Source organism: Paraburkholderia phenoliruptrix, from assembly GCF_902859825.1.
Taxonomy (GTDB): Bacteria; Pseudomonadota; Gammaproteobacteria; order Burkholderiales; family Burkholderiaceae; genus Paraburkholderia; species Paraburkholderia phenoliruptrix.
In genome coordinates this window covers 1-20,526 of the sequence record NZ_CADIKB010000047.1, presented here as the reverse complement: position 1 = coordinate 20,526, position 20,526 = coordinate 1, and the positions used below count along the sequence as shown (strand labels likewise).

Genomic DNA, 20,526 nt, shown 5'->3' with positions numbered 1-20,526 from the left:
GGACGTAGGCACAATGTTCAGCGCCATTGAGCGCAAAAACACATAATCTGGCTCTTCAGGCGGCCTGCGACCAGCTGGCCGAATGTGCATACCCTCATGCGGAGGTGCATAAATGACCGGGCGTCATTCCGCATCTTCGGCCTTGTAGACCTCGAAAGTCAGGCGCGGCAGCGTCGCAAAGTCGACGGGCGGATGCCAGTCATTCAGGAGCCTGACATTGTCGTCAACTTCCTGCGGCCATCGCATCCCGACAATGCCCGCATGCACCCGCGAATCCGAAAGGACGAACTTGAGCGCGACTTCGTACAGATCCGACATGGATGCTGAAGCGGGTGCCAGCAGACTCATCTCGCGCTGCAGGATGCCGGACGTCATGGTTCGCATCGAGACGACGCCTGCATCAACTTTCGCTGCCTCTATCAGAAAATGCCGTGCTGCTGCCTGGTATATGAAGTTATAGGCGATCTGATAGACCTCGATCGCTTCGTGCTGGAGAAATGGAATCACCGTCCACGGTTCTTCCGTGGTAATGCCGATGTGACCAATCTTGCCGGATTCGCGTAGTCCGAGCAGCGCATCGAGCGGGCCGCCATGCAGGATGTGCTGGACTTCTTGCGGCGTATACATGCGGCCATGAATCTGCATGATATCGACGTGATTGGTCTGCAGGCGTTCGAGACTTTGATGAACGCTATCGATCACGCCCGCATGGTCGAGCTCGTACCAGACCTTGCTCGCAAGCACACATTCGCTTCGCCGTGTTTTCATAACTTCGCCGACCAACGTTTCGCTATAGCCGTTGCCGTACGCCGGCGCGGTGTCCACGTAGTTGATGCCGAGGTCGAGCGCCCTGTGCAATGTTGCATGGACAACCTGTTTGCCCTCGTTCGACATTGGGTCCCATCTTTTCGAGCGGTGAACGTAAGCGAACGCCGCGCCACCTATCGCGATCGGCGACACTTCGAGCCCTGTGCGGCCCAGTACCCGTTTTTTCATGGCGTTCCCTGATGTTGATTGGTGCGCGATTCGGTCAGCAAAGCAGGGTGAGCCTGGCCTCGCCGGCAAGGTGTCACTTAGCTGTGGCCGCGACGCCGGAGATCGTGACCGGCCGCGGAACGAGCAGCCTGGCGCAAAGCAGGCTGCCGATCCCCATCGCTGCGATCACGGCGCCCATCGGCCAGGGCGAGCCATCGGCGAAGAAGCCCACGAGTGCCGAGCCCAGAACGCCGGTACCGTACTGGCTTGCGCCGATGAGCGCCGACATGGTGCCGGCGCGCCCGGGGAATGTTTCGAGCGCACCCGCAATTGCATTGGCGACGATAAAGCCGGTCGCTGAAACGAAAAGGAACAGGGGAATCACGAGGCCGGCCAGCCCGCCCCAGTCCGTCCATGCGTCGATGGCCAGCAGCATGCCCGCGATTGCCGCGCCCCACGTGCCGGCGCGCATCAGGCGATCACTCCCGTAGCGCCTCACCAGCCTCGCATTGATCTGGTTCGTGATCATGATGCCTGCGATGCCCGCTGCAAACAGCACGCCATAGCGCTGCGGCGAAACGTGGTGATAGGTGATGTATGCGAACGGCGTGCCGGCAACATACGCGTACACGCCGCCGTAAAGGAATCCGCCTGCGCCCGCGTAGCCGAGCACCCGGCGATGCTGCAATAGCGTGGCATAGGCGGCGAGCGCGCGGCCGAGCGGTTCGTGATTGCGGCGCGCCTCGGGTAGCGTTTCGGGCAACGCGCCCAATGCGGCGAGCGTCGCCAGCCCGACACCGACCAGCGCCCAGAAAATCGCGCGCCATGATGCCACGTGAAGAATGAGGCCACCCACGCTCGGTCCGATCAGCGGCGCGATCGCCATGATCGTCATCAGTGTCGACATCATCTGGGCCGCGCGATGGCCCGTGTAGAGATCGCGCACCATCGCGCGAGCGAGCACAACACTCGCGCACGCGCCCGCGGCCTGCGCGATTCGCCAGCCGACCAGCGCGCCGCTGCTGGCCGACAGCGCACAGCCGGCCGATCCGATAATGAACAGCACGAGTCCGATGGCGATCGGCATACGGCGGCCGTAACGGTCGCCGATAAGACCCCACAGCAGCTGGCCCACACTGAATCCGATCAGATAGCTGGAGATCGTCAGCTCGATCGCACCGGTGTCGGCGTGCAGCGAGAGCGCCATCGCGGGCAGGGCAGGCAGATACAGGTCCGTCGAGATCGACGCGAACGCCATCAGGAGGCTCAATATGGCGAGGATCCGCAGACCGTGCTGGTCCGCGGCGGGCGTCACACTTTCCGTTGCAGTGCCGGGCAATGATGCCGCTGGAGCGGGTGAGCGATTATTCAACGACATGATCTGGCATTTCTTTTAAGCCAATAGCGCACCTGCGTTGCCGCAACCTTGCGACGACGCAGGAGCAAACGGGTGGGGCGAAACGTTGGACTAGCGGTCGACGCGCTGCTGCAAATGGGCCGGATAACGATCACCCACGACCTTGATCTGCTTCAACGCCGCTTCGATAGCAGCGAGATCGGCCGCCGACAATTCGACCGCAGCCGCGCCAATGTTTTCTTCCAGCCGATGGATCTTGGTCGTGCCCGGAATCGGCACGATCCACGGCTGTTGCGCCAGCAGCCACGCAAGCGCGATCTGCGCGCGCGTCGCACCCTTGCCATCGGCAATCTTGCCGAGTACCTCGACGAGGCCGGCGTTGGCCTTACGGTTCTCTTCGGAGAAACGCGGCACGACATTGCGAAAATCGGTTTTGTCGAACGACGTGGTCGCATCGATCGCGCCGGTCAGGAAGCCCTTGCCGAGCGGGCTGAACGGCACGAAACCGATGCCCAGTTCTTTCAGCGTGGGTAGCACCGTCTCTTCCGGCTCGCGCCACCACAACGAATACTCGCTCTGCAATGCTGCCACCGGCTGTACGGCGTGGGCGCGGCGGATCGACTGCGCGCCGGCTTCGGACATGCCGAAGTGCTTGACCTTGCCTTGTGCGATCAGATCCTTGACGGTGCCGGCTACGTCTTCGAGCGGGACATTCGGATCGACGCGATGCTGGTAGAAGAGGTCGATACGATCGGTTTTCAGCCGCTTGAGCGATGCCTCGGCGACCGCACGGATGCGTTCGGGCCGGCTGTCGACGCCTTTGGTCACGTCGCCTTCCGTGAAGCCGAACTTGGTTGCGATCACCACCTGATCGCGAAACGGCGCAACGGCTTCTCCGACCAGTTCTTCGTTGAAGAACGGACCATAGGCTTCGGCGGTATCGAAAAACGTGACGCCTTTTTCGAAAGCCGACTGAATCAGCTTGATGCCTGCGGTCTTCTCGGTGGCCGGTCCATAGCCGTAGCTCAAACCCATGCAGCCGAGGCCTAGTGCCGAGACTTCGAGACCGCTGTTTCCAAGTTTTCGCTTTTGCATCTGCATTCTCCTTTCGAAAAGTGACGAGCGTGGAAGGCGGCCTGTGCGGAGGGGCGCCACTCGACGTTCAACAGCCTCAAGCTTAGGCTGTTGTGCGTAGTTCAACAATACGGCTAGAATTGCAAAAGGTTATGAGGAAAATTCACTTATGTTGCGAGCCGGCTTATCTGAACTGACTGCATTCGTCGCGATCGCTCATCAGCGCAGCTTCAGTGCGGCGGCGCGGACCTTGGGGGTGTCGCCGTCCGCGTTGAGTCACGCCATGCGGGGACTCGAAGCGAGACTCGACGTGCGCCTCTTCAACCGGACCACCCGCTCGGTCGCGCTGACCGAGGCGGGCGAGCAACTGTTGCGACGAGTTGGGCCCGCCATTGCCGATCTCGAAGACGCCGTGAACGAGGTCGCTTTCGCACGCGACCGCCCGTCGGGTTCGATCCGTATCAGCGCCTCCGAGTCAGCCGCGAAGTCGATCGTCCAGCACGTGCTGCCCGATTTTCTGGCGACTTACCCGGATATCCACGTGGAATTCGTCGTGGACACGCGGCTCGTCGACATCGTGGCCGACGGTTTCGATGCGGGCATCCGCGTTCACGAGGATGTGCCGCGCGACATGATCGCCGTGAGGTTCGGCCCCGACCTGCGCTTTGCCGCGGTGGCGTCGCCTGATTACTTTGCGCGCCATGAGGCGCCGAAGGCACCGCACGATCTGGCGAAACACCGCTGCATCCGGTTCCGCTTCGAGAGCGGCACGCTTTATCGGTGGGATCTCGAATATCACGGCAAAAGCGCGAGTATTGATGTCGACGGCCCCATGACGCTGGGCAACACGAACCTGATGGTCGAGGCGGCGCTGGTGGGCATCGGCATTGCCTGGGTGCCTGACTATCTGGTTGCCGAACACCTCGCGGCGGGGCGGCTAATTCAGGTACTGGCAGAATGGAGTCCCTCGTTTCCGGGCTTGAGCCTCTATTACCCCGCGAACCGCCATCCTCCCACTGCGCTCCGGCTATTCGCACAGGCGGTGCGGGATTGGGCCAACACCGCCGGTGTGCGTTGATTGCCGGCTTCAGGCGGCCACGCCGCGTGCATGCTCGGGTGTTTCGTAGAGCTTGTCGATTTCAATTTGGAGAGTCTTTCCCGCGCGTTGGGTTGAGACTCCCTGCTAGTGTCGCGTGCTTAAAGACGATTTGTGAATTGCGCGCACAAGGGCATGCGCGCTAGCGGCCTTTTTCGTCCGGCGAGCCGCCTTTACCATCAATGATTCATTTGAAGGCAAGCGGAGGTGGCTGAACCATGACGCAGAATATCAAGGACAAGGTAGTCGTTATCACGGGCGCAAGCAGCGGGTTGGGTGAAGCCACGGCGCGCCTGCTTGCGTCGCAGGGCGCGATTGTCGTGCTGGGCGCGCGGCGGCTCGACCGGATCAATGCGCTGGCCGAGACAATCGTCGCGGATGGCGGCGTGGCGCTGGCCGTCGCGACCGATGTCACCGATGCGGCACAGGTCAAACATCTCGTCGACTCGGCGGTCAAGAAATACGGGCGGGTCGATGTCATGCTCAACAACGCGGGCCTGATGCCGCACTCGTTGCTCGAGCGCGGCAAGATCGAAGATTGGGACCGCATGATCGACGTCAATCTGAAGGGCGTGCTCTATGGCATCGCCGCGGCGCTGCCGCATATGAAAGCGCAGAAGAGCGGGCACATTATCAACGTGTCGTCGGTGGCCGGCCATAAGGTGCGTCCGGGCAGCGCGGTCTATGCGGCGACCAAGGCCGCCTTGCGCATGCTCACCGAGGGACTGCGCCAGGAAGTGAAGCCCTACAACCTGCGCACCACGATCATCTCGCCGGGCGCTGTCGCCACGGAACTGCCGGACAGCGTGACCGAGCCCGACGTCGCGAAGGGCATTCATGAGTTCTACGAGCAATTCGCGATTCCCGCGGAATCTTTCGCGCGCGTGGTGGCCTTCGCCATGAGCCAGCCCGACGAGGTGGACGTGAACGAAATCCTGTTCAGACCGACAAGTCAGGAAATGTAGGTAGCACATTCGTTCCCTGCGACATTCGTGAATCTGCTTCACAACCGTATACAGAGTCAGGCAGCTAGTCGTATAGGGGCTCGCAAAGTAACCTCGCCTGAATCATTCGATCTGCTTTCGGGCGAGGGCCGGCTGTCTTCGCCGTATTCACTCACATTCCGCTGTCGCGAGAGGAGTCGAGCATGCCAGACAGAGTTCCTGGTTCAGAGGGCGCCCATCACACAGATGAATCGACGGAAACGGCACATCGGCCGTCACGCCGCAACTTTCTGAAAATCGGCGTCGTCAGCGCGACGGCCACGCCGTGGTTGCATCCGGCGGGAGCCGCCACGCGAGACAGCGAGGCAAAGCCCGTGACCGATACGGACGAGCCAGGCCATGGCGAGCATCGCATCCGGTTGAACGTCAACGGACAGACGCGCACGCTCAACGTGCCCGCCAATGCGATTCTGCTCGACGTCGCGCGCGACCGTCTGCAATTGACGGGCACCAAGAAGGGCTGCGATCACGGGCAGTGCGGTGCTTGTACGGTGCACGTCAACGGCAAGGCGGTCAATTCTTGCCTCTCCGTGGCGATCCAGCATGAAGGCGATCACATCACCACTATCGAAGGGCTGGAGAGAAACGATGAGCTCCATCCGGTTCAGCAAGTGTTCTGGGAGCACGACCGGTATCAATGCGGCTACTGTACGCCCGGACAGATGATGAGCGCCGTCGCGATTCTGCGCGACCCCAACATTGCAGCCGACGACGCCAGCGTGCGTGAAGCGATGAGCGGCAACATCTGCCGCTGTGCGGCCTATAAGAACATTCTGGCGGCGATCCAGTCCGCGCGCGCGAAGGTGGAGGAGGTGCCGGATGCGTGACTTCGATTACGCGCGTGCGGACTCCGCGGGCCAGGCCGTCAGCCATCACGCGGCGAAGGGTCAACCATCTTCCTACCTTGCCGGCGGCACGACGCTGCTGGACTTGGTCAAGCTCGACGTGATGCGGCCGGACCAGAGGCATTGTCAGGTTGTTGGATCGCTCACGTAAGATGGCATGATAAAGAAATCAAAATCGCTTTATCACGGTCATCGATTCCCGGCTGCAGTCATCAGTTGCGCCGTGCGTTGGTATTTCCGCTTCCAGTTGAGCTTGCGCGACATTGAAGAGTTGCTGTTTGAGCGGGGCGTGACCGTGACCTACGAGACGATCCGATGCTGGTGTGACAAGTTTGGTAAGGGCTTTGCTCATCGGGTGAAAGCGGTACGACGCAAGCCGGGCAGTACGTGGCACCTCGACGAGATGTTCGTCACGCTTCGTGGCGAACCGTACCTGCTGTGGCGTGCGGTTGACCAGCATGGCACCGAACTCGACATCCTGGTGCAAAAGCGGCGCGACGAGGCCGCCGCCAAACGCTTCTTCAAGCGCGTGCTACGCTCGAGCCCGGTACCGCGCAAGATCGTCACCGATCAGTTGCGCAGCTATCCGGCGGCAAAAGCTGAAATCCCGGAGCTTGCGAACGTGAAGCACGTATTCGTCAAAGCGGCAGCCCGACTGAACAACCGGGCCGAGAACAGTCACCAACCGACACGCGAACGCGAGCGTCGCATGCGAGGCTTTCGCGACCCGAAACGGACACAGAAATTTCTCTCGTGCTTCGGACCGATTCGGCAACATTTCGCGCTCAAGCGGCATCTGCTGCGCGCTTCACTTTATCGCAAGCAACTCGCAGCTCATTTCGTTGCATGGTGCGAAATCACCGACGTCACCGGAATTCCGTCGACTGCTTTTTGACCACTTGTCGTATCTGCCGTCGTCCCGTCTCAATCTCGGCAAGTTGACAAAGCCCTTTATCCTGATGATGAACATGGAGCGGGCGTGCCGCGTTCAGGTCGCTATTCAATCGACGGGAGAGAAGACGTATCCGGTACCTCGGGAAGTGTGCGAGCTGACTGCCCGCCAATACGAAACCTGGGCGGACGCGGAGAAAAAGGCGGGTGGGGATCCGTTCGGGCGCGAGTGGTCAGCTTATTTGCAAAGGCTGGAGGCGACGACGTCGTCGTATCGCGATTGAAGTTTCTCGAAGCTGGGCAGAACGACCATTCCACGGAGCAAACGGGCATGCGGGAAATCCTGCTGGTCAAGACGGACGGTAGCGCGGGTTTGAGCGTGTGGCAGATGGCCTTCAAGGATCTGCTTCCGGATATCGACGTGTATGACTGGGCGGATAAATCCGTCGATCGGGATCGAGTTGTGTACGCGCTCGTCTGGCAACCGGAGCCCGGGCAACTCTGCCGTTACCCACGCTTGCGGCTGATCCTGAGCGACGCTGCGGGAGTCGGGCATATTCTCGCCGACCCGCAGCTTCCAGTGAACATCCCGATTGCGCGCATGGTCACGCACGAAACCGCCGAAAGAATGGCCGATTTCGTTTCGATGGCCGCACTTGGATTGGTGCGGCAATTGCCGGAGCTGATCGAGGCCCAGGGTTCGCGTCAGTGGGCGTCGGAACTGACAGGTAAAGTGTCCAGCCGGGTGTCGGCCGGCGTGATGGGCCTGGGACATCTGGGCGCACATGTTGCATTGCGGCTCGGTGCGATCGGTTTTCGGGCGTCGGGCTGGGCGCGATCGCATAAGACGCTTGCGGGAGTCACTACGTATGCCGGTAAGGAGGAGCTTCCCAGTTTTCTCGCGAAGACGGATATCCTGATCAACCTGTTGCCCGAGACTCGTGAGACGGCCGGGATCATCGGCGTGCAGGCGCTCTCGCAATTGCCGCCTGGTGCCTGCGTCATCAATGTCGGACGCGGCACGCATCTGGACCTCGATGCACTGGTGGAGAAGATCGATAGCGGTCATCTGAGCGGTGCCGTGCTCGATGTATTAGAAAACGAACCGCTGGCGTCGGATCATATGCTTTGGCGGCATCCACGGGTGCTGGTCACGCCGCACGTGGCTTCTTTTCTCCCGGTTCGTGCGCGTGCCGGGCAGGCTGCACGAACGATCCAGGCTTTTCGCCGGGGCGATGTACTGCCTTATGCCTTCGACCGGGCAGCAGGGTACTGAGCCACATCAACCGTGTCGTCAGAGCGCGTTTTTCGTGCTGTCGATACGCTCCTTGAGCCCACTCGGGTAACTACTGGAAAGCATCACCGTAGTAGGTGTTCACCATAGTTGCCACATGCCGCCATCTGCCGAAAAATTCACAGAAATCATTTAGAGTATTTAGTTTTTTGTATGTGAAAAATGACAATTAGATCAACAACATGGAGACAACGAAATGAAGAGGGCTGTGATGTGTGCCGCCGTATTGGGCGTGATATCAGCTTCGGCTAACGCGCAGAGCAGCGTGACGCTGTTCGGCATCATCGATAACGGGGTGACCTATAGGGGTATGAGCAAGGTAAGCGTAAATTCCTATCATAAGACTTTTGGTTATGAAAACGTGCTGGATCATTTCGACTTGACCTGGTAACATTGGATTTTTCTTGCGCTAATCTGAGCGGCCCTCTGCGATCAGGATGACTCGCATGGCTACCATCGAGCGCACTGCCTATCCGCGTTTTCCCAAGGTCCTTGCCACAAGGGACCTGCAAACCTGCTACACGCCGCAGCCCGACGAACTTGAATGGGCGCGCCGTTCGACGCGGGGTGAACGACCTCGGCTGGGCCTGCTGGTGCTGCTCAAGATCTTCCAGCAGATGCATCATTTCCCGGCGCTGGACAGCGTTCCGACCGCGGTCGTCGAGCACGTGCGGGCTGCGGCAGATATTGGTTCCGCGGTTCAGTTCGGCTACGACACGCAGTCGTCGCCGACGCTGTTCCGACATTACCTGACAATTCGTGAATACCTCGGCGTGAAGCCCTATTACGGGACCGATGCCAATGTAATCGCGACACGTGCGGCGCACACCGCGGCCCTGTCGATGGACCAGCCCGTCGACATCATCAATGCCACGATTGATGAACTCATCGCGCAGGGCATTGAACTACCGGCGTTCTCGACGCTGGACCGGATCACGGAGCAGATCCATGCGAAGACCCAGACGCGGCTGTTCCGGCGTGTTGCCCGGCGCCTCACCGACGAGCAGAAGCGTGCTCTCGATTGGCTCCTCGCGCGGGATCTGGTGAGCCGCCAGAGCGCCTACAACCGCATCAAGCGCCATGCGAAACGCCCGTCGCGCCAGCATCTCGATCTGCTAATCGACCAGATCACCTGGCTTGATGAACTCGGCGACTTTACTAACGCCATCGCCGGTATTCCCGCGTCGAAATTGCGCTCGCTGGCCACTCAGGCCATGAGCCTGGACGCGGCGAATCTGAAAAAGGACACCCTGCCCGAGAAGCGCTACACGCTGATCGTGGCATTGCTCAACCGCATGCGGGTTCGCGCCCGTGACGATCTCGCCGACATGTTCGTGCGCCGCATGGGGGCGATTCACAAACGGGCGAGCGAAGAACTGGAGGTGATCCAGCGCCGGCAGCGCACGCAGGTGGAAGACCTCGTGGTTCTGCTCGACGGTGTGGTCGACATCCTCGCCGATCAATCCGATGAGACAATCATCGCGCAGTCGATCCGCAAATGGCTCGCGCCCAAGGGCGACCTCGAACCATTGCGCGAGAGCTGTGCGGCAGTGCGTGCAGTCAGCGGCGGCAATTACCTGCCTTTGCTATGGAAACATTTCCGCGCGCATCGCTCGGTCATCCTGCGTCTTGCCCGTACGCTTGAGTGGGACTCGACCAGCCCAGTGCGAACGCTGCTCGATGCACTTGATGTGGTCCTGGAAAACGAAACACGGCATCGGGAATGGATCGATGTCAACGTTGACGTGAGCTTTGCGGCGCCGCGCTGGCGCAAGCTCATACGGCGCTCGCACGGTGATGGCGCGCCGACCAACCGGCGCTATCTCGAACTATGCGTCTTCTCGTACATGGCCGAGGAACTACGCGTCGGTGACCTGTGCGTGTCCGGTTCGGATGCGTATGCCGACTATAGGGCTCACCTGCTCTCGTGGCGGGAATGCGAGCAGCGATTGCCCGATTATTGCGCGAAGGTCGGATTGCCCGAGAATGGACAGGACTTCGTTGCCCAACTGCGGCAGTGGCTCAGCGAGACAGCGCGCAAGCTGGATGACGACTTTCCGCGCAAACGCGAACACGTCACGATCGGTCAGAACGAAGAGCCGATCCTGCGCAAAACCGTGGCCCGCGAAATTCCGGCCAGCGCGATCGCGCTACAGGAGCGACTCAACGCGCGGCTGCCGACCCGCAACGTGCTGGACATACTTGCCAACATCGAACACTGGACGCATTTCACGCGGCACTTCGGACCACTTTCCGGTATCGATCCGCAGATCCGCAAGGCGGCCGAGCGGTATCTGCTGACGATTTTCGCGATGGGCTGCAATCTCGGCCCGACCCAGGCTGCCCGCCACCTCGACACCGATGTGACGGCGCAAATGCTGTCGTTCGTCAACCGACGGCACATGAGCCTCGATAAGCTCGAAACCGCGCAGCGCGAACTGATCGAACTGTACCTGCGGCTCGATCTACCAAAGCACTGGGGTGATGGCAAGACGGTCGCTGCGGATGGTACCCAGTACGATTTCTACGACAACAACCTGCTGGCTGGGTATCACTTCCGCTATCGAAAGATGGGCGCGGTGGCGTACCGGCACGTCGCCGACAACTACATCGCGGTGTTCAGGCATTTCATCCCGCCCGGCGTGTGGGAAGCTATCTACGTAATCGAGGGACTGCTCAAGGCTGGCCTGTCAGTCAAGGCCGACACGGTCCATGCCGATACGCAGGGCCAGTCGGCCGCCGTGTTTGCCTTCACGCATCTGCTCGGGATCAAGCTGATGCCGCGGATCCGCAACTGGAAGGATCTCGTGCTGTATCGGCCGGGCGACGATGCGAAATATAAGCACATCGACAAGCTCTTCACGGCGACCATCGACTGGGAACTGATCCAGCGCCACTGGCAGGAACTGATGCAGGTCGCGCTGTCGATCCAGGCAGGCACGATTTCGTCACCGTTGCTGTTGCGCCGTCTCGGTTCCGAAAGCAGGAAGAACCGGCTCTATCTCGCGGCGCGCGAACTCGGTAACGTCGTGCGCACGGTCTACCTGCTCGAATGGATCGGCAGTCGCGAACTGCGTCAGGAAGTGACCGCGAACACCAACAAGATCGAGTCGTATAACGGCTTCGCGAAGTGGCTGTCGTTCGGCGGCGACGTGATTGCCGAGAACGAGCCGGAAGAGCAGCAGAAACGGCTGCGCTACAATGATCTGATTGCATCGGCCGTGATCCTGCAGAACACGGCGGACATGATGCGCGCGCTGCGTGACATGGTGGCCGAAGGCGAGAAAATCCGCCCTGAGGACGTCGAATTCCTGAGCCCTTATCCGACGCATAACATTCGCCGGTTCGGGCGCTACCGGCTGCACTTGGATCGCGCGCCAGAGAGCTGGATCAACGATGTGCTGTTTGGTCAGGCGGCACGCCCTGGTGATGAGATGAGGTAACGACTGCATGAGCGCAAGAGCCGCGGTGACCGCGACGCCCTATGGTGAGGTGGACGCCGCCGCGCTGGAAGCACTGGAATCGGGCTACGACACGACGCGGCTACTGGACGCCGTGAGCACGCTCGATGAGGTGCGTATCAGCCTTTACGACCCGGAAGGCCTGCGGGACGATCTGTTGCACCTGCACAGCATCGCCCACACGCTCGTCAACGGCGCCGGGCTGACCATCGGCGCACAGGACGAGCCGTTCGTTGATCAGGTCTCGGACGTGATCGACCAAATCGACCAATACGTTGCCGATCTGCTGGCGATTCGCGACGTGCTGCAGCCTCTGGAGGCCCTTCGCCCTGATGACACGAATTGTCTCGACGGCCGCTGAGTTGCTCGCCGACGGGCACATCGCGGCGCTCCGGTCGTCCACCCAACCCACTTGCGGACATTCAAGCGTCGGTTACGCCGCTGACAGCGGACTTGGTACTCTCTTCCAAGTAAGTCGACGGCCTGCGCCAGAACATTATTCCACGGACATGTGGACCCGATGCTCTTGCATCGCTGATGCGCGTGAACAGCACCCTGTAGCCGGCGTCAATCAATGAGTGTCCGGTGGTTGGCCCAATTCATTTGACACCTGCGCGTCCAGAGCGATCTGCCTGCGAAGCGCTTCGAAGCGCTCCAGTACATTGTCTCCGAAAAGCGGATCGGGGCTAGCCGATACGGCCGCATCGACTGCAGCCCAGTCCTGTTCTGTCAGCACCCGCGCAGCGCGAGGCATCACGTCTCGCTCCTCAGTGGAAAGGTGGTGACGATAGTATATAAGATACGTGGCCGTGGCCGCCTCCAGAGCGGCGCGCGGGATTACAACATCTCCCGCGGCTTCATCGATGCGAATCAGGAGTTCATCGCCGGCCGTGGCAATCACGCGATGCTCCTGCAGAAGGCGGTTCACCACGATTTGAGTCCCGGGATCCCGTTCAGCAAGCCGCGCGTACGCAACATCCTCTCGCGGATGGTGAACACGATCGGAAAAATTCCGCATGTAGTAAAGGATATCTCCCATGAGAGCGTAATTCGGGCTTTCGCCCCGGTAGAGTTCAGCTACCTGTTCTTCCAGAATGTCGAGTAGCCGGGCGAAATTAATGTGCTCGGTGTGCCATACGGCAAGTGGGTCGGCCATGGCGTGCTCCATTGAATCGATCAAGTACACGATAGACCGTCTGGACGAAAGCGCAAATGCATTCCTCGTGGCGAGGTCGACAACGCCCAGCGCGATCAGTGCAATTGAAATACTACTGGTTGCAACCTGAGAAGGACTGACACAGGTCAATCCACTGCGGCATCAGTGCGCGGAGCTCCTGCAGGACCACACGACTGGAGCGTGACTCGCGTGCTACATGCACTTCGGCCGCGTACAAGGCAGCCGACACGACAGTACCGAAGGCAACTGTCCCATGGCAGCGCGTCGTTCCGCCGCAGTCGCATATGGCCGGAAGGGGTTGTCTTCTGCCTGACGCAACCTGTCTGTCCTGCGGCGCTACATTCCGCCGCGATTTGCATCGGGCAGTGTTCGGCCAACAAGGACCAGTTGGCGGCGTAGCTTCGAACTATCGCACCTCCGCCCGTTTCGGACATTCGGGTACCCACGCGGTCGCAACCGTCGGATGGTCTCTGAACCGGATTCAATCATTATACGATTTGTTGATCGTCAACGATTCCTTGTCCCACCGCAGGATGTTCCTGACTCTCTGGCTCGTGCACGCTGATCCAAAGCAAAAGATCTGTCCGTCGTTGGCGCAATTGATTGCGTCCGCCTGAGGATAGCCAACCTTGCACAAGGCGCCAGCGCAAACTTCTCAAGGAAGGTGCCTGGTAAGATGAGTCCCATCGACAGTGCCTGGCTCGGTACGCCGAAACGTGTTCGCTGTGGATCGCACTTCGACACCATTAAGGTTCCTGTCAATGCGCTCGTCAGAGTATGGAGGCTGATCGCAACCACTGCTTGAACTCAAGATACGCGACAATAAAACGAGATCGATAGGGTTCGGAATGCGCGAAATGTCGATTTGAAAACACTGCTTTCCGATAGATTCTCATCGTGGTGTGAACCCATTCGACGGTTGCCGGCAATCCGTCACGCGCGATGAGAAACTCGATACGTGAACGATCTTCAATTGGCTCACCTCGTGATTCACGTTGAATTGCCACCCCAGCCTTCCTGTACGATCACAATGCATCAATCAGATAATTCTGCGCGCAAGCATGGTGCGGATCTCCCCGATTGCTTTTGCCGGATTCAGTCCTTTGGGGCAAACATCCGTGCAGTTCAGGATCGTGCGACATCGGAACAGACGGTAGGGGTCATCGAGATTATCCAGCCGTGCGGCAGTTCCTTCGTCGCGGGAATCGACCAGAAAGCGATAAGCCTGTAGCAACCCTGCCGGACCGACGTATTTATCCGGGTTCCACCAGTACGAAGGGCACGCGCTCGAGCAACATGCGCACAGGATACATTCATAGAGACCGTCGAGTTGATCACGTTCCTCCGGCGACTGGAGCCGCTCTCGCTCGGGGGGCGGGGTATCGTTGATCAGGTACGGCATGATCGAATGGTACTGCTTGAAAAATGCGGTCATATCGACGATCAGATCGCGTACGACTGGTAAGCCGGGTAACGGTCGCAACACCGTGTGGCTGGGCAGATTGTTGAGATTGGTCGTGCAGGCGAGTCCGTTCTTGCCATTGATGTTCATAGCGTCAGAGCCGCATACTCCCTCACGACAGGAACGCCGGAAGCTGAGCGTCTCGTCCTGCGCTTTCAGGCGAATTAGTACATCCAGTAGCATCCGGTCATTCACCGTCACCTCTATCTTAAAGACCTGCGCATGAGGCGTGGCATCCGTATCTGGATCGTATCGGTAGATCTCGAATGTTCTTGTATCACTCACAACGTCTCTCCAATCAGGTGGCAGGCTGCGCAGCACCGGACGGTTGGCCGACGTTGCTGTTGCGTCGATCTGTTACTCGCCATAGCATGCTTAGACGGCTATCAGACATCGAGCGAACACCTCGCAGAAGTCATTGCATGCATCGTAATCCAGTTGCTGCCATCGTCAGCCCACACTGTGTGTCGGCTACCGCCGGAAAAAGGCGCGATATCGAAGAGCTCCGTGCTGTGATCGAAATGGTCCGCCTTGCTGCCGGCTCCCGTTTGACCGATAGCCAGATGAAGGTAGCTGCCGTGCGCTATCCGATACGTTAACGAACCGTCACCGGATCGCGGAACCCGACCACGAGTGACTGGCCGCGACGCACCATTAGCGTTCGACTAACTTGACGTCGTATCCGGCGTCAGCGAACGCAACCAGAAACTCTTCGGCAAACAGCCATGAGTCAACTTTTACGGTCCTCGCATCGACATCAACGTCGACCTTTGCATCTGGTTCGACTGTGCGCATGGCCCGGGTAAGGACAGCCGCATCGTTGTCCCCCTTCATCTGCCCGACTCTGAACATCATGTCCTGCTCCGTCAATCGGTGAATTCAGACGCTGCGTGACTGCCGTTCTGCCCCGTAGCAGTCAGCACCATGGTTCCCAGCCTTCCGGCAGAGAACACCCGTACCCGACGAATGCGAATGCCAGGGAAGCGTCTCTGGCACTCGCGGACTTCCAATGATCTGTTGCGATATGCTGTACATCATAACGTGATCTATTGGGGAATACACCTGGATTTCAGGTGAATTTCGTTGCAATCCAGATTGAGCAGGCGCGTTAGCTGAGTCATTGATCTGCATCAATCCGACCATGCCATTAATGGCTTTTCATACTACGATGGGACGGGAGGATGGCGCAGCGTGCACGATTCAACCTCGACGCTGTCTGCCACTCGCGAAGGCATGTTGCGATTCCTCAGGGGCGCATATTTGGGAGACCATGTTGAGGATTACAGAACCTGTCACGGAACCGCGACCAACAGCCGATTTGGGTCTTTCCGTTCTGCGCCTGGGCTTCCGACCGTTCTATCTCAGCGGTGCACTTTTTGGCTTTATTGCAGTAGCGCTCTGGCTGATCGCGTTGCGTGGCTACCCGATCGCAGGCTCTTCGCCTGCCATGAATGGTGTGCTCTGGCACGCTCACGAAATGATCTTCGGCTTCATCGCCGCGATCGTGGTGGGATTTCTGCTTACTGCCGTGCGTGCCTGGACAACCCTCGAAACGCCACGAGGCGTAGCGCTCGCGGGACTGTGGCTTCTGTGGGTAGCGGGACGCGTGCTGGTCTGGACAGGCCCGGAACCCATCGCAGCCATCGTCGATTGCGCCTTCCTTCCGGTTGTCGCGATTGTGCTGTTACGGGTGCTGATCACGGCACGCAACCGTCACAACATTTTTCTGCCCGTGGCACTAGGACTCTTTGGTTTGCTGAACGTCTGTTTTCATTGGTGGGCGTGGCAGGAACGTCCCGACCTTGCAATACGGGCGTCTTACGCAGCAATCGGACTCGTGGTGATGTTCGTCACTGTCATTTCGGGCCGCGTGGTACCGATGTTTACCACGAACGCCATTCCCGGATTCCGGATGACGCGCTGGAAGGTGATCGAGAAACTCGCAGTGCCGACCGTCATATTGGCATTTGTTGCGGATGCAACAAATGCCGCGCCGTGGTTCATCGTGGCATGCGCCTGCGCCGCAGCGACTGTCCATGGAATCAGAATTGCCGGATGGCATTCGTGGCGAGTGGGGCCTCGGCCGATTCTCTGGATCCTGCATGTCGCCTATGCGTGGATTCCGATCGGTTTTGCGTTGCTTGCCCTGGCGGCCGCAGGCGCCGTCCCGCATTCGCTTGCGATTCATGCCCTGACGATCGGAGCGATAGGGTGCGCCATTATCGCGATGATTACCCGCACCGCGCTTGGACACACCGGGCGCCCGCTCGTTGCGGGACGAGCCGAGATAGCGAGTTACTGGCTGATGATCGCCGCGGCAATCGTGCGGGTTTTCGGCCCCTGGTTCGCCAGCGGCGCCACAGCCGTCTGGATCGACATAGCCGGCATATGCTGGTCTGTCACGTTGATCACCTACCTGGTCAAATATGTGCCCTTCCTGACGGCGTCCCGTATCGATGGCAAAGCAGGCTGACAGGTTATCACCGTGCTGAGTCAAATTAGGTGCGTGGCGAATTCCGAGGATTGTTGTTATGCAATGTGCATGAAGAGAGTGCCGGGCGTGGTCGAGAGAAATTGTCCCCGTTCCAGAGACCACAAGAATCCAGACGTAGGCTTTCCAGATTTCAATCTATCGGCGAGTGTCATGAAAACAATCAGAGTGCCCACAATTCTGGACAACCCGCGTAGACTTCGAGCATCGAGCGCCATGGAGTCGATCAGATGAGCCACTTTATCGATCGCCTGAAGTACTTCTCCACATCGAGGCCAACCTTCTCCGAAGGCCATGGGATGACAACCCATGAAGACCGTGGATGGGAGGACGCCTACCGGCAACGGTGGCAGCATGACAAGATCGCGCGCTCGACCCACGGCGTCAACTGCACAGGTTCGTGTTCGTGGAAGATTTATGTCAAAAGCGGCATCGTCACTTGGGAAACCCAGCAGACCGATTATCCCCGCACCCGTCCGGATATGCCGAATCACGAGCCGCGTGGCTGTGCCCGCGGTGCGTCCTATTCGTGGTATCTCTACAGCGCAAATCGCCTTAAATATCCGCTGATTCGCAGTGCACTGCTCAGGCAGTGGCGCGCCAAGCGCCTGACGCTCGCGCCGGTGGAAGCGTGGAGCGCGATCGTGGATGATCAGGAAGCCCGCGCCTCGTATATGCATCGCCGCGGACTGGGTGGCTTCGTTCGCTCAAGCTGGGATGAAGTGAACGAGATGATTGCGGCGGCAAACATCCACACCATCAAACGACACGGCCCGGACAGGATTATCGGGTTTTCACCAATACCCGCAATGTCGATGGTGTCCTACGCGGCAGGCAGTCGCTACCTGTCATTGATCGGCGGCGTCAGTCTGAGCTTCTACGACTGGTACTGCGACCTGCCGCCCGCGTCGCCGCAGACGTGGGGCGAACAGACCGACGTTCCCGAATCGGCCGACTGGTACAACTCCACTTTCATTATGTTGTGGGGGTCTAACGTGCCGCAAACGCGCACCCCCGACGCTCACTTCATGACCGAGGTACGCTATCGCGGCGCCAAGGTCGTATCGATCTTCCCCGATTATGCCGAGGGCGCGAAGTTTGGCGACATCTGGCTGCACCCCAAACAGGGCACGGACGCAGCGCTCGGTCTCGCGATGGGTCACGTCGTGCTGAAAGAGTTTCACGTCGCCGGCAGGAGCGCGTATTTCTCCGACTACTGCCGGCGCTATACCGACATGCCGCTGCTCGTGCGCATCGTCAAACAGGGCGAGCACTATGTGCCCGAACGACTATTGAGAGCAGACGAGCTCGATGATGCATCCAGCCAGGAGAACAACGCCGCCTGGAAAACTGTTGCGGTCGATGAATTGAGCGGCAAGCTTGTTACGCCAGTCGGGTCGATCGGCTTTCGCTGGGGACAGAAGGAAGGCGGCGACGCCGGCAAATGGAATCTGAAAGAAGAGGATGTCCACGGCAATCCGATCAGACCGGTCATGTCGTTCGTGGAGAAGCACGACGAGACGATCGACGTCGCCTTCCCCTATTTCGGCAACGTCGAACATACTCACTTCACGCATACCGGTCATGCCAGCGTATTGCCGCGGCGCATCGGCGTACGCAAGATCGCCACCCGCGCCGGTGAAATTCTGGTTGCCACGGTCTACGATCTGTTCGTTGCCAACTATGGCGTGGATCAGGGACTCGGCGGCCCGAACGTCGCGGCCGATTTCGACGACGATGTACCATACACGCCCGCGTGGCAGGAGAAGATTACCGGCGTCAAACGGCATGAAGTCATCGCTGTTGCACGCGAATTCGCCGATAACGCCCAGAAGACCGAGGGCAAGTCGATGGTGATCGTCGGTGCCGGCTTGAACCACTGGTTCAATATGGACATGAGCTATCGCTCGATCATCAATCTGCTCGTCATGTGCGGCTGCGTCGGTAAATCAGGCGGAGGCTGGTCTCACTATGTCGGCCAGGAAAAGCTCCGGCCGCAAACCGGCTGGCTGCCGCTGGCATTCGCGACCGATTGGTACAGGCCGGCGCGCGTCATGAATGGCACGTCGTTTTTCTATGCGCATACCGATCAATGGCGCTATGAAACGATGAAAGTCACCGAACTGCTATCGCCGCTCGTCGATGGCAGCGGATTCGCCGATAGCCCGATCGACTATAACGTCCGTGCCGAACGGATGGGCTGGTTGCCGTCCGCGCCGCAGTTCAGGACCAATCCGCTCGAACTCGGCCGGGCATCAGTCGGCTCCGACGCCGCCGCTTATGTCGCGAAGGGTCTGAAGGATGGCTCGCTTGAAATGTCGTGCGTCGATCCCGACGCAGCGGAAAATTTTCCGAGAAACCTGTTTGTCTGGCGCTCGAACCTGCTCGGTTCGTCGGGTAAGGGACATGAGTACTTCCTCAAACATCTGCTCGGCGCCGAGCATGGCGTGCAGGGGAAAGATCTGGGTGCAAGCGCCGGCATCCTGCCCAAAGAGGTGAAGTGGCACGAGAAAGCGCCTGAGGGCAAGCTCGATCTCGTCGTCACGCTCGACTTCAGAATGTCCACCACCTGCCTGTATTCGGACATCGTGCTGCCGACCGCCACCTGGTACGAGAAGGACGATATGAACACGTCCGACATGCACCCCTTCATCCACCCGCTGTCGGCGGCCGTCGACCCAGCGTGGCAATCCAGAAGCGACTGGGAAATCTATAAAGGCATCGCGCAAAAGTTCTCTGAACTGGCCGAAGGCCATCTGGGCGTGGAACGCGACGTCGTGATGTCGCCGCTTCAGCATGACAGCGCTGGCGAAGTTGCGCAAGGCGACGGCATTGCGGACTGGGGTCACGATGAATGCGATCCGGTTCCGGGAGAAACGATGGGAAGCATTGCGGTCGTCGAACGGGATTATCCGAATACGTATCGCAAGTTCACCTCGCTCGGACCGCTGCTCGACTCGCTCGGCAACGGCGGCAAAGGCATTACGTGGCAAACCGGCGAGGAGATCGAACAGCTTCGGGCACTGAATTATCCGGTCACCGACGCGGGCGTTTCGCATGGGCGACCGCAGATTCTTTCGGCGGTCAATGCGGCCGAAGTGATCCTGTCGCTCGCGCCGGAAACCAACGGTGCCGTCGCGACCAAAGCATGGCAGGCGCTGTCGGCGCTCACGGGCACGGATCACACGCATCTCGCCCGCGCTCGCGAGGATGAAAAAATCCGGTTCCGGGATATACAAGCGCAGCCGCGCAAGATCATCTCGTCGCCGACATGGAGCGGGATCGAATCCGGGCAATGTCCCAGGCGTAGTTGAAGGTTGAAGGCGGCGGTTCGCCAGTGGAATCCGAGAGAATCGGGTTTCCAGGACCAACCTCCCGAACAGGGAACCAAGGAGAACC

General features: G+C 59.6%; 17 protein-coding genes and 1 pseudogene. 12 read left to right on the top strand and 6 right to left on the bottom strand.

The window, feature by feature from the left end; all coding sequences use genetic code 11:
• Nucleotides 1-123 precede the first annotated feature (123 nt).
• The 3 genes from HV711_RS28895 to HV711_RS28885 form a co-directional block, all read right to left on the bottom strand.
• Entirely contained in the window at nucleotides 124-1,065 is a 942-nt protein-coding gene (locus tag HV711_RS28895; protein WP_175145458.1) for an aldo/keto reductase, read from the bottom strand.
• A 4-nt stretch (nucleotides 1,066-1,069) separates the two neighbouring features.
• On the bottom strand, nucleotides 1,070-2,353 hold the full coding sequence (locus HV711_RS28890) for a multidrug effflux MFS transporter (RefSeq protein WP_082201534.1): 1,284 nt from the start codon (nucleotides 2,351-2,353) through the stop codon (nucleotides 1,070-1,072).
• Nucleotides 2,354-2,443: 90 nt separating this feature from the next.
• Nucleotides 2,444-3,427: an aldo/keto reductase gene (locus HV711_RS28885; RefSeq protein ID WP_035483088.1), complete on the bottom strand. Its 984-nt coding sequence runs from the start codon at nucleotides 3,425-3,427 to the stop codon at nucleotides 2,444-2,446.
• 148 nt (nucleotides 3,428-3,575) lie between these two features.
• Here HV711_RS28885 and HV711_RS28880 point away from each other — a divergent pair, with 148 nt between their 5' ends.
• The 10 genes from HV711_RS28880 to tnpC all read left to right on the top strand — a co-directional run bounded on the left by HV711_RS28880 (nucleotide 3,576) and on the right by tnpC (nucleotide 12,358).
• A complete protein-coding gene (locus HV711_RS28880) occupies nucleotides 3,576-4,484 on the top strand; it encodes a LysR family transcriptional regulator (RefSeq protein WP_035483067.1) in 909 nt (302 codons plus the stop codon).
• A 236-nt stretch (nucleotides 4,485-4,720) separates the two neighbouring features.
• The gene (locus HV711_RS28875; RefSeq protein WP_035483068.1) at nucleotides 4,721-5,467 is read left to right on the top strand and encodes an SDR family oxidoreductase; all 747 of its coding nucleotides are present in this window, start codon (nucleotides 4,721-4,723) and stop codon (nucleotides 5,465-5,467) included.
• A gap of 182 nt (nucleotides 5,468-5,649) precedes the next feature.
• Nucleotides 5,650-6,333 (top strand): (2Fe-2S)-binding protein, encoded by a 684-nt coding sequence (locus tag HV711_RS28870; protein WP_035483069.1) that lies wholly within the window; start codon nucleotides 5,650-5,652, stop codon nucleotides 6,331-6,333.
• Nucleotides 6,326-6,502 (top strand): FAD binding domain-containing protein, encoded by a 177-nt coding sequence (locus tag HV711_RS28865; RefSeq protein WP_208459259.1) that lies wholly within the window; start codon nucleotides 6,326-6,328, stop codon nucleotides 6,500-6,502. The genes HV711_RS28870 and HV711_RS28865 overlap by 8 nt, the downstream gene beginning before the upstream one ends.
• Before the next feature lie 9 nt (nucleotides 6,503-6,511).
• Nucleotides 6,512-7,246, top strand: coding sequence for an IS6 family transposase (locus tag HV711_RS28860; protein WP_425195034.1), 735 nt, complete (start codon nucleotides 6,512-6,514; stop codon nucleotides 7,244-7,246).
• A 4-nt stretch (nucleotides 7,247-7,250) separates the two neighbouring features.
• Nucleotides 7,251-7,526, top strand: coding sequence for a class II aldolase/adducin head domain-containing protein (locus HV711_RS28855; protein WP_035483071.1), 276 nt, complete (start codon nucleotides 7,251-7,253; stop codon nucleotides 7,524-7,526).
• Between the two features lie 47 nt (nucleotides 7,527-7,573).
• Entirely contained in the window at nucleotides 7,574-8,518 is a 945-nt protein-coding gene (locus tag HV711_RS28850) for a 2-hydroxyacid dehydrogenase (RefSeq protein WP_035483090.1), read from the top strand.
• 214 nt (nucleotides 8,519-8,732) lie between these two features.
• Nucleotides 8,733-8,927, top strand: coding sequence for a porin (locus tag HV711_RS28845; protein WP_035483072.1), 195 nt, complete (start codon nucleotides 8,733-8,735; stop codon nucleotides 8,925-8,927).
• Between the two features lie 55 nt (nucleotides 8,928-8,982).
• Nucleotides 8,983-11,979 carry a Tn3 family transposase gene (locus HV711_RS28840; protein ID WP_035483073.1) on the top strand — a complete coding sequence of 999 codons (2,997 nt, stop codon included), beginning with the start codon at nucleotides 8,983-8,985 and terminating at the stop codon, nucleotides 11,977-11,979.
• A gap of 7 nt (nucleotides 11,980-11,986) precedes the next feature.
• Complete coding sequence (gene tnpC, locus HV711_RS28835; RefSeq protein ID WP_035483074.1) at nucleotides 11,987-12,358, top strand: Tn3 family transposase post-transcriptional regulator TnpC; 372 nt, start codon at nucleotides 11,987-11,989, stop codon at nucleotides 12,356-12,358.
• Between the two features lie 210 nt (nucleotides 12,359-12,568).
• Here the strand turns inward: tnpC and HV711_RS28830 are convergent, their stop codons facing one another.
• The 3 genes from HV711_RS28830 to HV711_RS28820 all read right to left on the bottom strand — a co-directional run bounded on the left by HV711_RS28830 (nucleotide 12,569) and on the right by HV711_RS28820 (nucleotide 15,491).
• A complete protein-coding gene (locus tag HV711_RS28830) occupies nucleotides 12,569-13,153 on the bottom strand; it encodes a hemerythrin domain-containing protein (RefSeq protein WP_035483076.1) in 585 nt (194 codons plus the stop codon).
• Between the two features lie 1,060 nt (nucleotides 13,154-14,213).
• Nucleotides 14,214-14,921 (bottom strand): succinate dehydrogenase iron-sulfur subunit, encoded by a 708-nt coding sequence (locus HV711_RS28825; RefSeq protein ID WP_035483077.1) that lies wholly within the window; start codon nucleotides 14,919-14,921, stop codon nucleotides 14,214-14,216.
• Between the two features lie 369 nt (nucleotides 14,922-15,290).
• A complete protein-coding gene (locus HV711_RS28820; protein WP_028229409.1) occupies nucleotides 15,291-15,491 on the bottom strand; it encodes a heavy-metal-associated domain-containing protein in 201 nt (66 codons plus the stop codon).
• A 415-nt stretch (nucleotides 15,492-15,906) separates the two neighbouring features.
• Between HV711_RS28820 and HV711_RS28815 the strand changes: the two genes are divergently transcribed.
• Nucleotides 15,907-17,109 (top strand): NnrS family protein, encoded by a 1,203-nt coding sequence (locus tag HV711_RS28815; RefSeq protein WP_035483081.1) that lies wholly within the window; start codon nucleotides 15,907-15,909, stop codon nucleotides 17,107-17,109.
• 248 nt (nucleotides 17,110-17,357) lie between these two features.
• Nucleotides 17,358-20,417 (top strand): annotated as a pseudogene (locus HV711_RS28810) (nitrate reductase subunit alpha); the annotation flags it as partial.
• Nucleotides 20,418-20,526: the final 109 nt, after the last annotated feature.

What these genes read in the sequence shown, in the direction of transcription:
- HV711_RS28890 (WP_082201534.1), bottom strand. Translation starts at nt 2,353, where the DNA reads ATGTCGTTGAATAATCGCTCACCCGCTCCAGCGGCATCATTGCCCGGC.
- HV711_RS28885 (WP_035483088.1), bottom strand. Translation starts at nt 3,427, where the DNA reads ATGCAAAAGCGAAAACTTGGAAACAGCGGTCTCGAAGTCTCGGCACTA.
- HV711_RS28880 (WP_035483067.1), top strand. Translation starts at nt 3,576, where the DNA reads ATGTTGCGAGCCGGCTTATCTGAACTGACTGCATTCGTCGCGATCGCT.
- HV711_RS28875 (WP_035483068.1), top strand. Translation starts at nt 4,721, where the DNA reads ATGACGCAGAATATCAAGGACAAGGTAGTCGTTATCACGGGCGCAAGC.
- HV711_RS28870 (WP_035483069.1), top strand. Translation starts at nt 5,650, where the DNA reads ATGCCAGACAGAGTTCCTGGTTCAGAGGGCGCCCATCACACAGATGAA.
- HV711_RS28865 (WP_208459259.1), top strand. Translation starts at nt 6,326, where the DNA reads ATGCGTGACTTCGATTACGCGCGTGCGGACTCCGCGGGCCAGGCCGTC.
- HV711_RS28850 (WP_035483090.1), top strand. Translation starts at nt 7,574, where the DNA reads ATGCGGGAAATCCTGCTGGTCAAGACGGACGGTAGCGCGGGTTTGAGC.
- HV711_RS28845 (WP_035483072.1), top strand. Translation starts at nt 8,733, where the DNA reads ATGAAGAGGGCTGTGATGTGTGCCGCCGTATTGGGCGTGATATCAGCT.
- HV711_RS28840 (WP_035483073.1), top strand. Translation starts at nt 8,983, where the DNA reads ATGGCTACCATCGAGCGCACTGCCTATCCGCGTTTTCCCAAGGTCCTT.
- tnpC (WP_035483074.1), top strand. Translation starts at nt 11,987, where the DNA reads ATGAGCGCAAGAGCCGCGGTGACCGCGACGCCCTATGGTGAGGTGGAC.
- HV711_RS28830 (WP_035483076.1), bottom strand. Translation starts at nt 13,153, where the DNA reads ATGGCCGACCCACTTGCCGTATGGCACACCGAGCACATTAATTTCGCC.
- HV711_RS28820 (WP_028229409.1), bottom strand. Translation starts at nt 15,491, where the DNA reads ATGATGTTCAGAGTCGGGCAGATGAAGGGGGACAACGATGCGGCTGTC.
- HV711_RS28815 (WP_035483081.1), top strand. Translation starts at nt 15,907, where the DNA reads ATGTTGAGGATTACAGAACCTGTCACGGAACCGCGACCAACAGCCGAT.